We start from the raw sequence: 11,921 nt of genomic DNA, 5'->3' as shown, positions 1-11,921 counted from the left end.
GGCACGCCCGACGCCGATACGGCTACACTTCTCGCAGCCCGGCGCGCTTTTTGCGCATGCCCTCAACGGATCGACTCCATGATCGAGAGCCTGATTTCAGACATCCTGTTCGGTTTCACCGGACTCATCAGCATCATCAATCCCTTGAGCGGTGCTTTTGTTTTTCTCGATCGCACCACAACGCTTACTGACGAAGAGCGGCGCCTGCTCGCCAAACGCGTGGCGATCAACGCGTTCTTCGTGCTGGTCGGGGCTTTTTTCGTCGGCACGCCCATCCTGCATTTCTTCGGTATTTCAATGGAAGCGCTGCGTATCGGCGGCGGCCTCGCCGTAGCCGTGGCCGGCTGGCAAATGCTCAACGCGCCCGAGCCGGAGCCCGCGGTCGATCATCCGGTCAAGCCCGTGAGCGCGAGTTCGGCTTCCGGAAAAGCCTTTTTTCCGCTGACCATTCCGCTCACCACCGGCCCGGGCTCCATCGCCACGGCCATTGCGCTGAATGCCAACCGCACGCACAAGCTTTCGGCGTGGCTGCTCTCGAGCTTCGCGTCGCTCGTGATCTCCGCGCTCGTCATGCTCGTGATCTATTACGTGTACAGCCGCGCCGCACGGCTTTCGCAGTACCTGGGTGTGGAAGGCACGCGCGTGGCCATGCGCGTGTCGTCGTTTCTGCTCCTGTGCATCGGGGTGCAGATCATACTGACTGGCCTGACCGGCTTTCTCACGCCGATCGCCGACCTGCGCGCCGCGAAGTAGCGGCGCCTGTAGCTCGTGAGCAGGCCGGCGTACACAAGCGTCCTCACGCGAAGGAGACCATCATGTGCCGCTGGCTCGCTTATAGCGGGAACCCCGTGCAACTCGAAACCGTGCTGTTTCACGCACGGCATTCGCTGATCGATCAAAGCCTGCATTCCACCAAAGGCGCGACCACCACGAATGGCGATGGCTTCGGCATGGGTTGGTATCAGGACCCGCACGACATTCCCTATCGTTACCGCAGCGTGCATCCCGCCTGGAACGACCGCAACCTGCGCGAACTGGCGCGCGCGGTGCGTGCGCCCATGTTCGTCGCGCACATTCGCGCGGCCACGCATACGCCGGTGCAGGAAACGAACTGCCATCCGTTTCGGCACCGGCGCTGGATCTTTGCGCACAACGGTCTGATCCGCAGCTATCCGCTGATGCGGCGCGACCTGCTGGTCGCGATCGATCCGGGGCGCTTCAATGCGCTCGAGGGGTCGACGGATTCGGAAACGATGTTCTATCTCGCGATGACGTTCGGCCTCGAAGTCGAGCCCGTTCTTGCGCTGGAACGCATGGCGGGTTTTGTGGAGGCAACCGCGCAAAAGTATGGCGTCGAGCCGGCGCTCAACATGACGGTTTGCGCATGCGACGGCGAGCAGATCGTCGCTGTGCGCTATTCGAGCGAGCGCAATTCCCGCTCGCTTTATCACACCACGGCGTTCCGGCATCTGCGCGAACTGTATCCCGACGACCCGCGCATCATCGCAGCCGGCGACGACGCGTATCTGCTCGTTTCCGAGCCACTTGGCGATGCGCCCGATGTATGGGCCGAAGTGCCGGAATCGACGGCCATTGTCGTGCGCGGGCCCGAGGTCGAATACCGGCCGTTCGCACCTATCTCACCTTAAGGCACCGTAACTCAAGGGCGCGACAAGTCGAACGTCACGCGCTGCGGCGCCTTTGCCTTGCCGCCGCAAGCGCGAGCACCTCGTCGAACAGCGTGACGTCCACGGGCTTCACGAGATGCATCTCGAAGCCCGCTTCGTGCGTGAGCTCGATGTCGGCAGCCTGGCCGAAGCCGGTCATCGCGGCGAACAGCGTGTGCTTGAGTGGCGGCAGCGCGCGCAGGGCACGCAGCGTCGCGTAGCCGTCGATCTCGGGCATGGCGATGTCGATGAGCGCGGCGTCCGGCGTGAAGCCGTCCACTTCCTCGCGCGCGTGGGCGGCGCTGTAGGCCACGCGCACGTCGTGCCCTTTGAGTTCGAGCAGCATGGCGAGGCTGTCGGCCGAATCGCGGTTGTCGTCGACCACGAGCACGCGCAGCGGCGGCACGCCGGCTTCGGCCAGCGCGGCAAGCTCGGCCGTGTCCGGCGTGAGCGGCGGCGGCTGCACGGCATGCGTGGCCTCGCGCGCGAACGGCAGGCGGATCGTGAACGTGCTGCCTTTGCCGGGCCCGTCGCTCCTGGCGGAGATGGTGCCGCCATGCAGCTCGACGAGCGAGCGGCACAGCATGAGGCCGATGCCGAGCCCGTTTTCCGTGGGCCCCGGCGCCGAGCGGTCCTGGCTGAAGAGGCCGAAGATCGACTCGTATGTGCCGGGCCGCAGGCCGCGGCCTTCGTCGCGCACCTGGATCTGCACGGCGCGCGCGGCGGAACGCACGTCCACGACGATGCGGCTGCCGTCGGGCGAGAACTTCGAGGCGTTGTGCAGCAGGTTCTGCAGCACCTGCACGAGCCGCGTGTGGTCGCCCTTCATGGTGAGCGGCTCGTCGGGCATCTGCACGTCCACGTGCTGACCGCGTGCCGAGGTGAAGGGCTGCGCCGCGTCGATGGCGTGCGCGACCACTTCGTGCAGGTCGAGCGGCGCCTCGCGCAACTCGATCTTGCCCGACGTGATGCGCCCGACGTCGAGCAGGTCGTCCACGAGCCGGGTGAGGTGCACGATCTGACGGTCGATCATTTCGCTCGCTCGCTCGATCTCGGGGCTCGGCGCATCCATGAGGCGCATCGTGGCCACGGCGTTGCGCACCGGCGCGAGCGGGTTGCGCAGTTCGTGCGCGAGCAAGGCGAGGAACTGCTTCATCTGTTCGCTCGAATGCTCGAGTTCGTCGGTGCGGCGGCTTTCGGTCATGTCGCGCGTGACCTTCGCGAACCCCGTGAGGCGGCCTTGGCCGTCATGCACCGCGGTGAGCGTGACACTGGCCCAGAACATCGAGCCGTCCTTGCGCACGCGCCAGCCCTCGCTCACGACCCGGCCCAACTCCTTCGCGCGGCGCAGCTCGCGTTCGGGCTGACCGGCGGCGACCTCGTCGGGCGGATAGAACACGGAAAAATGCTGGCCGACGATCTCGGCCGGACGGTAGCCCTTCAGGTTGGTCGCGCCGGTGTTCCAGCTCACCACGTTGCCCTGCGGATCGAGCATGAACATCGCGTAGTCGCTCACGCTTTCCACGAGCAGGCGAAAGCGCTCTTCGGAAAGACGCAGCGCTTCGACCTGGCGGCGTTCGGCGGTGAGGTCGCGCGTGACCTTGGCAAAGCCGGAGAGCGAGCCGTCGCTCTCGTGCAGCGCGGTGATGACGACGTTGGCCCAGAACATCGAGCCGTCCTTGCGCACGCGCCAGCCCTCGTCGTTGAAGCGTCCGTGCAGCGCGGCCTGCTCCAGCTCGTGATCGGGCCAGCGGCGCGCGTTGGCTTCGTCGGTGTAAAAACGCGAGAAATGCTGGCCGATGATCTCGTGCGCTTCATAGCCCTTGATGCGGGCCGCGCCGCGATTCCAGCTCACGATGTAGCCGCCCGTATCGAGCAGGAAGATCGCGTAGTCCTCGATCGGCTCCACGAGCGCCTCGAAGCGGCGTTCGTGGTGGCTTTCGGCGACGGTGTTTTGCTGGGCGATGCCGGGGTCGGGCGTCGTCATGGTCCTCGGGTCTGTCATAGGGCCTGTTCACAAGATTGACAGGCTCCGGCCTCCTGAATGGACGGCCCGCACGCAGCGGGCGTCGCAGCTTACCACGCGCGCTGCCCTGAGCGGTCGTACTTTTCGGCCATTGCCGGAATGCCCGCGCGCACGTGGCGTTCCGCGCGGCGTACCTGGCGGGTGAGCAGCACGACGTGCGGCGGCACCACGCGGCGTGCGCGCAACGTCCAGAACGCGCCGCGCAGCAGCGCCACGCCCGCGGGCCCGAGCGAGCGCTGGCGCGCGAACACCGCGAGCGCACGGCCGGTCGCCGCGATCGCATCGCGCGCGGGCAATCGCATCCACGCCACCCAGGCGGTGTTGCGCGCGAGCGAGCATTGCTGCGCGCGCGTGAACCAGCGGTAAAGCGGCTCGCGATGCGCGAGCGCCTGCTCGCAATAAACGATCTGGTGGCCGGCCGACAGCATGTCGAGCGCGGCAAGCTCTTCGGCGCCGCCGTGTGACAGCCGCTCCTCGTAGCCGCCGAGCGCGTGGAACACGGCCGCGCGGAAAATGCACGCGCCGGCCATGAAGTTCGCGAGCGCAGGCCCGGCTTCGCCTTCCGTACCCGGCGACGTGGCGGCGAGCATCAGGCAGGCGGGGTGAATTTCGCGCTCATCGCCGCTCACCACGCGCGCGTTGAGCACGGCCACCTGCGTGTGGGCGTCGAGCAGGTGCGCCGCACGCGCGAGCGCGCCGGGCGCGAACCAGGTGCTGTCGTCGCAGCACGCGACATAGTCGGTGCGCGCGAGCAGCACGGCGCGATTGAAACCGGCCATGCCGTGATCGCCCAGCGACTGGACGATGCGCACTTGCGGAAAGAGCGACGCCAGCAGGGAGACGGTGGAATCGGTGGAGCCGTTGTCGGCCACGATGACGTCCGGGTGTTCTGGAAGGGCGGTGAGGCGCGCAACGGTATCGACGGTTTGACGTACATGATTGCGCGTGAGGACGACCACCGTCACGCGCGGCGCGCTGGGAGTTCCGGGGGCAGGGGCGGAGTCGTTCATCGCAGCAGGCGGCGGGAGCCGGCCGGTGAGTTGTCGAATTGACCTATGTCAGCATACGCCGATGGCGCGCGACATGCAGTACATGACGTGCGCCAGAGGCGGGGCGGCGCAGCCGCGGTGCTGCACTGCACAGCCGAGAGCTGCGCAATTTTCGCGCCGCGTGCGGCGGCGCGCGCAATCAGTCCGAGCGGCGGCTCGATCAGCGGCTCAATCGCGAGCGCAGACTTCGTCGAGGTGGTCGAGCAGGTCGGCGGGATCTTCGTACACGCGTAGCGCGCCCGCGCGTTGCAGCTCCTCGGTGCCGTAGCCGCCCGACTGCAGGCCGATGCCGAGCGCGCGGCAGCGTTGGGCCGCTAGCATGTCCCAGACGCTGTCGCCCACCACGAGGCAGCGCTCGATCGGCACGTTCAGCCGCAGCGCCGCGGCGACGAAAAGATCGGGGTCGGGCTTGGCGTGGCGCACTTCGTCGCGCGTGACTACCGTCGTGACGGACGGGTCCACGCCGAGCGCCTGCAGGTTCACGGACGCCGTGGCGAGCCGCCCGCTCGTCGCGATCGCCCAGGGCACTTGCGCCGCGCTGAGGGTGTCGAGCAGCGCGCGGGCGCCGGGCAGCGGGCGCACCTGGTCGGCGTGGCGGCGGTAGGCGTCGGCGTGTAGTTTTTGCAAGCGCGCGATGCGCTCGGGGGCGATCGACTCGTGGGCCTCGTGGGTCTCGCGCAGCAACTGGTTCATGAAGAGACCGCCGCTCATGCCGATGCGCCGGTGAATGCGCCACACCGAGAGCTCGATGCCGTCCGCGTCGAGCGCTTCCTTCCATGCGAGCACATGCTGATACACGCTGTCGACGAGCGTACCGTCGAGGTCGAACAAAAAGGCCGTTTCATTGCGCATGGGGGGCTCCTGGTTGCTATACGACGATTACGCTGCGGTGGCGCAAAAAGTGTACGCCGCGCGCCGCCGGCGTGCGGCGCGGCGGGCGCGCGGCGCGGCGGGCGCGCGGCGGCGCCTCAGGGCGTGCTGGCCGCGGCCGCGCCGGACGCCGCCGGTGCGCCTTGCGCGGCGCCCGTCTGCGGATACATCTGCAGCAGCACGCGCAGGACGCCGTTGGTCCATCCAAAGCCGTCCTGCAGCGGATATTCGCCGCCGCCCGCCGACGAGGCCTTCGTGGCCGACGCGCTCACGTCGTACTTCTCGACGAGCTTGTGCGTGCGCGCGTAGTAGGCGAGATTCGTCGCGATCCAGCGCGTGGCGATCTCCTGCGCGAGGTCCTGTGCGCCGTAGCGGCGCAGCCCCATGACCGCGAGATATTGCAGCGGCGCCCAGCCGTTCGGCTCGTCCCATTGCTGGCCGGTCGCGACCTGGGTGGTGGCGAGGCCGCCGGGGCGCAGCAGCCCGGCGCGCACCGCGGCGGCCACTTCCTGCGCCTGGGCCTTCGTCGCCACGCCCGCATAGAGCGGATAGACGGTCGCCGCCGTGAGCCGGTGCGTGAGCGTGCGGTGCGCGAAGTCGTAGTCGCTGTAGGCATGCAGTTGCGGGTCCCAGAGCACGCGGTCGATGGCGTCGGCGCGTTGTTGCGCGCGCTTCGTCATCAGTTCGGCCTCGCGCGCGTCGCCCTTGAGGCCATAGGCCTTCGCGAGCGTGCGTTCGAGGATCACCATCAGCGAATTGAGGTCGACCGGCGCGAGCGAGGTCACATCGATAGTCGAGAGCGTTTGGCCGTCGGCGAGCCAGCGCGAGCTGTAGTCCCAGCCCGTTTCCGCGCCCGCGCGCAGGTTGCGCCAGAGGTCGGAGGCGTCGCGTTGCGGCGTGGCGCGCGCGGTCAGGATGTCCTCGCGGTACGACTCGTCGCGCGGGCGGTTGCGCGCGTCCCAGTAGCGGTTGAGCAGCGTGCCGTCGGGCAGGCGCACGAGGTGGCGCGCGGCGTGACCGGGCTTGAGCGTCTGCGCGCCGGCCATCCAGTAGTCGTATTCCTTGCGCAGTTGCGGCAGGTAGTGGAGGTACACGGCGTCGCCGTCTTTTTCCGCAACGAGGCTCACCATCTGCGCGAAAAACGGCGGCTGCGAGCGGCTCAGGTAGTACGTGCGATTGCCGTTCGCGATGTGGCCGTATCGGTCGATCAGCGCGCCGAAGTTGCTCAGCTCGTCGAGCGCGAGTTCGTGGCGGCCGCTCGCTTCCAGGCCGAGCATGATGAAGTACGAATCCCAGTAGTAGATTTCGTTGAAGCGCCCGCCCGGCACGATGTACGCATAGGGCAGCGGCAGCAGCGACGAATACGGATTCGGCTTTGCGTCGGGGCGGCGGCTCAGCACGTTCCAGAGCGTGTCGATGTGGCCGACGACATCCTGGTTCGGATCGGAAACGTAGTGATCTTCGGTTTGCGCCGGGGCCGTGAAGTACCGGTTCACGAACTGCGCGAGCGCGGCCTTGCGCGCGGCGCTGTCGTGCAGCCCCGCGTGTTGCTGGCGCCAGCGCTCGTAGGCGGCCGTGATCTGGCTCGGGCGCTCGTTGGGCAGTATGTCGGCAAACGTCTTGCCGTCGGGGAAGATCTGCGCGAGCTGCACGTCGTGATAGAGGCGGCCATAGAGGTCGGCGGGCGTGGCGGGCCGGCTCTCTTTTGCGGCGTCATGCTGCGCCGGCGAGCGAACCGGCCTTGCCGATCGCGCGGGCGTTTGTAATTCCTGCGCGTTGGCGGGTGCGCTAGCGGAGGCTGCGACGTCGGCTTGTGCGTCGGCGGCATGGGCGGTTTGCGCGAGCGGCCAGGCGAGGCACAGCGCAGCGGCGAGCGTGGCGGCAAACGGGACGGGGCGGGATGTCGTGGCGGATGTGGGCGTGCGGGAGCGGAACGGGAAGGACATGGCCTTGATGTTTTTGAGGGGCGACGAGCGCGCCAGTGCGCAAACCTGGGGCGCAGGCGAAGCGTGGCAATGAGCAATTTCCGTTCCGCACAATGGCGATGCGAGACGGCTGGCGACTGCAACACTATTCAAAATAGAGATAGTCCATATTCTCCATATCGCGTTGCGCGATAACGCGTGCTGCGGCGAAACTTGCCAAAAATCAATTCAAGCAACGCCGCATCAGGAGACATCTCATGCGCACCCAGGTTGGCATCATTGGCGCCGGGCCCGCGGGCCTGCTTCTTTCCCATCTTCTGCATTTGCGTGGCATCGACTCGGTCGTGATCGAGCTGCGTGGCCGCGAGCAGATCGAATCGACCATACGCGCCGGCGTGCTCGAGCAAGGCACGATGGACGTGCTCACCGAAGCGGGCGTCGGCGAGCGCATGAAGGCCGAAGGCGCAGTGCATCACGGCTTCGAACTCGCGTTCGAAGGCAAGCGCCGCCGCATCGATCTCACCGGCCTCACGGGCAAAGCCATCACCGTCTACGCGCAGCACGAAGTGCTCAAGGACCTCGTGGCGGCGCGCGTGGCCGCGGACGGCAAGCTCTTCTTCAATGTCTCGAACACGTCGATTCACGGCGTCGAAACCAGCACGCCGTCGATCCGCTTCACGCACGAAGGCGAAGAGCACGAGCTGCACTGCGACTACGTGATCGGCTGCGACGGTTTCCACGGCGTGTCGCGCGCCTCGATTCCGGCGGCGCTGCGCCAGGACTACGAGCGCGTGTTCCCGTTCGGCTGGTTCGGTATTCTCGTCGAGGCGCCGCCGACTTCCGACGAGCTGATCTACGCGCGGCACGACCGCGGCTTCGCGCTCGTCAGCACGCGCTCGCCGAACGTGCAGCGCATGTACTTCCAGTGCGATCCGACGGACAACGTCGACAACTGGTCCGATGACCGCATCTGGGCCGAGCTGCACGCGCGCGTCGATTCGCGCGAAGGCCACCAGGTGGTGGAAGGCAAGATATTCCAGAAGAACATCGTGGGCATGCGCAGCTTCGTCACGACCACGATGCAGCACGGCCGCCTCTTTCTCGCGGGCGATGCGGCGCACATCGTGCCGCCGACCGGCGCGAAGGGCCTCAATCTCGCGGTGGCGGACGTGCGCGTGCTGACCGCGGCGCTCGTGGCGTTCTACCAGGAAGGCCGCACCGATCTGCTCGATGGCTATAGCGAAACGGCGCTGCGCCGCATCTGGCGCGCCGAACACTTCTCTTACTGGATGACGCGCATGATGCACCGCCTTGACGACGCCACGCCGTTCGAGCAGCGCCTGCAGGTTGCCGAACTGGAACATGTCACCACGTCCCGCGCCGCCGCGACGGCGATGGCCGAGAACTACGTGGGCGCGGTTGCCGTGTGAGGTAAGCTCAACGCATGAAACGGCCGCGCGAGTCCCGCAGGGTTCGCGCGGTTTTTTATTTACAGCGTCGCGTTGGATCGCCTCAAATCGCCGTAAGCGGCGCAATGCCCAGTTCGGTGGCGATGTCGGCGAACGGCTTTCTCACGGAGGCGGGCAGCGTGATCGTCTGCATGTGCCGCGCACGATTTTCCGCTTCGTACTGGCCAGGGTACTGCACCGGCTGCGACGGATCCTGCGGCGGGCAGCTGAGCAGATAGTCGAGGAACGATTCGACCTCCTGCGAGCGCCACGTCGTGTTGAAGTCCACCTGCGGATCGAGCACCAGTGCGAACAGATTGTTGGTCGCCACGCCATTGCGCGGGTTGTCCGGATGGATCGTGCCGCCGCCCGAGAGCACGCCCGCGAGCAGTTCCGCCACGAGACCCAGCGCATAGCCCTTGTGCAGACCGAACGGCAGCAGCGCGCCTGGCGGGTCGGCGAACAACACGTTGGGGTCGGTGCTCGGCTGGCCGTTCGCGTCGATCACCGAGCCGTCAGGCGCCGGCAGGCCGTTTTCGGCGAGCACGCGCGCCTTGTTCACGGCGATGGCGCTCGTGGCGATATCCACGACGAAAGGCGGCCGCCCGCCCGGCAGCGGACCCGCGAAGCACAGCGGGTTGGTCGTGAGCCGGGGCTCGCGTCCGCCGAACGGCGCGACGGTCGGCGCGCGATTGACCACGTTGGTGAAGGCGAGCAGCACGTAGCCCTGCGCCGCAACCATTTCGCCGTAGTGGCCCATGCGCCCCAGGTGATGGCTATGACGCAGCGTTACGATGCACTGCCCATGTTCGCGCGCGCGAGCGATCGCGTCTTCCATCACGACCTTGCCAATGTGCTGTCCGAAGCCGCTGTGGCCGTCATAGCCGATCAGGCTGCCGCGGTCGACGACGCGCTCGGCGCGGCCGTCTGCGGTGACGAAGCCCGCGGCCAGCACGCGCTTGTAGTTAGGCAGGATCGACAGGCCGTGGCTCGCGTAGCCCACGCGGTCGGATTCGATCAGATGGTCGGCCACGTCGGCGGCGATGTCTTCGGGCACCGAGACGTTCGTGAGCACGGCCGTGGCGAAGCGGCGTGCGTCGTCGATCCTGACTTCCATGAGCGGCTCCTTGCTAACCGTGCAGCGTTCGGGTGCAGTGTTCAGATCCAGCCCAGCCAGCGCCACCACGTCGCGGCGAACAGCAGCAACAACACATAGCCTACGACGGTCAGCACGATGCCCACGCGCGCAAACTGCTTCGCCGTGAACGTTTCGGTGGCGAGGCACACCATGTTTTGCGGCGCGTTGATCGGCAGGATGAAGCCGAAGCTCACCACGTAGCCGAGCAGCATGGTGAGACCGAGCCGGTTGAAGTCGCCCTGCATGGACTGCAGCACCGACACGAGAATCGGCAACATCGCGGAGGTGAGCGCCGTTGCGCTCGCAAAACCGAGGTGGATGAGGATGAGGAAGGCCGAGAGAATCGCGAAGGCCATGAACGGCGTGGCGGTGTCGAGCCCGGTGTGATGCGCGACGAGGTCGCCGAGCCATTGGCCCGCTTTCGTCGTGAGCAGCGCCGTGCCGAGGCTGATGCCCACGCCGAACACGATCACCGTGCCCCACGGAATGCGGCTTTGCACGGTCTTCCAGTCCATCACGCCAAAGCGCGGCAACAGCAGCAGCACGAGCCCCACGTAAGTGACCGAAGTGGTGTCGAACGGGTGCAGCTTGCCTTCGGTCGCCCAGAAGAGCAGCAGGCCGATGGACACCCCGAGCAGGCGTTTCTGCGGGCCCGTCATGGGGCCGAGTTCGCGCAGCGAGGCTTCGACGGCCTCCTTGCCGCCCGCGATGGCATCGGCTTCGGGCGGCAGCATCTTCAGCACGATGAAGAGCAGCGCCGCCGACATCACGATCGCCCAGGGCGCGCCCGCAATGAGCCAGTCGAGCCACGTGACGCGCGCGCCGAGCATCTTGTCCATGAAGCCCACGGTCAGCAGATTCTGCGCGGCGGCGGTCTGGATGCCGACGTTCCAGATGCTCGTGGCTTGCGCGACCACGATCATGATGCCCGCCGCGATGTTCGAGCGCTTGTCGACGCCGAACGCCGAGATGACGCCCACCATGATCGGCACGACGCACGCGCTGCGCGCGGTGGCGCTCGGTACGACGAGCGAGAGCACGATGGTCACGGCGACCGCTCCGATCAGGATGCGCCGCGTGGTGGTGCCGATCAGCGAGAGCGTGACGAGCGCAATGCGCCGGTCGAGCCCGGTGACGGTCATCGCCGCGGAGATGAAGAGTGCGCCGGCCACGAGCGCGAGCGCGGAATTGGAGAAGCCCGCGAGCGCCATGCTGATGGCTTTGTTGGTGCCGTAATCGACAGCGGGGTTTTCGATGGTGGGCGCGGTGCCCACGAGAAACGCCATGAGCGACGTGATGATGATGGCGCTCGCTTCGTACGATACGGCTTCGGTGAGCCACACGACCACGGCGAACGCGAGGATGGCGAGCATGCGCTGGCCGGCGGGCGGGAGGCTATCGGGCAGGGGCAGCAGAAGCACGACGACGAGCGCGACCACGCCCGCGATCAGGCCCACAGGTATGCCTTTTTTCTGGGGCGCCGCGCTCGCGTTGGCGGCTGGCTGGGGTGCGTTCATGGCGATGACTCCCTGTTGGGCATGCACGCGGCATGGCTCGCGTGTCGCTTCTGGCAGAGCGCATGCAGCATCGAAAAGCGGCGGTGTGGCGGCTTGCGAACGAGTCAGCGCATTCGCTTCGCGGATGGTACTGCCATTCGACTGATGAAGCGTTTAGTGTGTACAGCGGGAGTGCGCGAGCGCGAAGGCGGGGGAAGCGCAGCGTTGCAGCATGCTGCGGATGATGCGGGCACGTTGAGGGTGGAGGCGTTTTAACCGGCAAAACAGCCGGTTAAAACGAC

9 protein-coding genes are annotated in these 11,921 nt (G+C 66.9%); 3 read left to right on the top strand and 6 right to left on the bottom strand.

The annotated features are described in order from the left end of the window. Positions 1 to 78 precede the first annotated feature (78 nt). Together ACOJB8_RS15165 and ACOJB8_RS15160 are read left to right on the top strand one after the other, a co-directional pair. Positions 79 to 753 carry a MarC family protein gene (locus ACOJB8_RS15165; RefSeq protein WP_368727829.1) on the top strand — a complete coding sequence of 225 codons (675 nt, stop codon included), beginning with the start codon at positions 79 to 81 and terminating at the stop codon, positions 751 to 753. A gap of 62 nt (positions 754 to 815) precedes the next feature. Beyond that, positions 816 to 1,649: a class II glutamine amidotransferase gene (locus ACOJB8_RS15160; RefSeq protein WP_475013163.1), complete on the top strand. Its 834-nt coding sequence runs from the start codon at positions 816 to 818 to the stop codon at positions 1,647 to 1,649. A gap of 34 nt (positions 1,650 to 1,683) precedes the next feature. Here ACOJB8_RS15160 and ACOJB8_RS15155 read toward each other — a convergent pair whose 3' ends face one another. The 4 genes from ACOJB8_RS15155 to treF form a co-directional block, all read right to left on the bottom strand. After that, the gene (locus ACOJB8_RS15155) at positions 1,684 to 3,654 is read right to left on the bottom strand and encodes a PAS domain-containing hybrid sensor histidine kinase/response regulator (RefSeq protein ID WP_475013161.1); all 1,971 of its coding nucleotides are present in this window, start codon (positions 3,652 to 3,654) and stop codon (positions 1,684 to 1,686) included. Positions 3,655 to 3,743: 89 nt separating this feature from the next. Beyond that, complete coding sequence (locus ACOJB8_RS15150) at positions 3,744 to 4,703, bottom strand: glycosyltransferase family 2 protein (RefSeq protein ID WP_342946444.1); 960 nt, start codon at positions 4,701 to 4,703, stop codon at positions 3,744 to 3,746. 207 nt (positions 4,704 to 4,910) lie between these two features. After that, the gene (locus tag ACOJB8_RS15145) at positions 4,911 to 5,594 is read right to left on the bottom strand and encodes an HAD family hydrolase (RefSeq protein ID WP_069266238.1); all 684 of its coding nucleotides are present in this window, start codon (positions 5,592 to 5,594) and stop codon (positions 4,911 to 4,913) included. Between the two features lie 116 nt (positions 5,595 to 5,710). Next, complete coding sequence (gene treF / locus ACOJB8_RS15140; RefSeq protein WP_475013158.1) at positions 5,711 to 7,558, bottom strand: alpha,alpha-trehalase TreF; 1,848 nt, start codon at positions 7,556 to 7,558, stop codon at positions 5,711 to 5,713. Between the two features lie 236 nt (positions 7,559 to 7,794). Between treF and pobA the strand changes: the two genes are divergently transcribed. Next, positions 7,795 to 8,967 carry a 4-hydroxybenzoate 3-monooxygenase gene (gene pobA / locus ACOJB8_RS15135; protein WP_342946442.1) on the top strand — a complete coding sequence of 391 codons (1,173 nt, stop codon included), beginning with the start codon at positions 7,795 to 7,797 and terminating at the stop codon, positions 8,965 to 8,967. A gap of 82 nt (positions 8,968 to 9,049) precedes the next feature. Here the strand turns inward: pobA and ACOJB8_RS15130 are convergent, their stop codons facing one another. Both ACOJB8_RS15130 and ACOJB8_RS15125 read right to left on the bottom strand, forming a co-directional pair. Continuing rightward, positions 9,050 to 10,102, bottom strand: coding sequence for an Ldh family oxidoreductase (locus ACOJB8_RS15130; protein WP_406952263.1), 1,053 nt, complete (start codon positions 10,100 to 10,102; stop codon positions 9,050 to 9,052). Positions 10,103 to 10,143: 41 nt separating this feature from the next. Then, entirely contained in the window at positions 10,144 to 11,640 is a 1,497-nt protein-coding gene (locus ACOJB8_RS15125; protein ID WP_368727832.1) for a DASS family sodium-coupled anion symporter, read from the bottom strand. Positions 11,641 to 11,921 lie beyond the last annotated feature (281 nt).

The organism is Paraburkholderia sp. BR10141 (genome assembly GCF_056155635.1).
This window is presented reverse-complemented; position numbering and strand designations above follow the sequence as displayed.

Excerpts from the sequence above, each read along its gene's own strand:
- ACOJB8_RS15165 (WP_368727829.1), top strand. The coding sequence starts at position 79 with ATGATCGAGAGCCTGATTTCAGACATCCTGTTCGGTTTCACCGGACTC.
- ACOJB8_RS15160 (WP_475013163.1), top strand. The coding sequence starts at position 816 with ATGTGCCGCTGGCTCGCTTATAGCGGGAACCCCGTGCAACTCGAAACC.
- ACOJB8_RS15155 (WP_475013161.1), bottom strand. The coding sequence starts at position 3,654 with ATGACGACGCCCGACCCCGGCATCGCCCAGCAAAACACCGTCGCCGAA.
- ACOJB8_RS15150 (WP_342946444.1), bottom strand. The coding sequence starts at position 4,703 with ATGAACGACTCCGCCCCTGCCCCCGGAACTCCCAGCGCGCCGCGCGTG.
- ACOJB8_RS15145 (WP_069266238.1), bottom strand. The coding sequence starts at position 5,594 with ATGCGCAATGAAACGGCCTTTTTGTTCGACCTCGACGGTACGCTCGTC.
- treF (WP_475013158.1), bottom strand. The coding sequence starts at position 7,558 with ATGTCCTTCCCGTTCCGCTCCCGCACGCCCACATCCGCCACGACATCC.
- pobA (WP_342946442.1), top strand. The coding sequence starts at position 7,795 with ATGCGCACCCAGGTTGGCATCATTGGCGCCGGGCCCGCGGGCCTGCTT.
- ACOJB8_RS15130 (WP_406952263.1), bottom strand. The coding sequence starts at position 10,102 with ATGGAAGTCAGGATCGACGACGCACGCCGCTTCGCCACGGCCGTGCTC.
- ACOJB8_RS15125 (WP_368727832.1), bottom strand. The coding sequence starts at position 11,640 with ATGAACGCACCCCAGCCAGCCGCCAACGCGAGCGCGGCGCCCCAGAAA.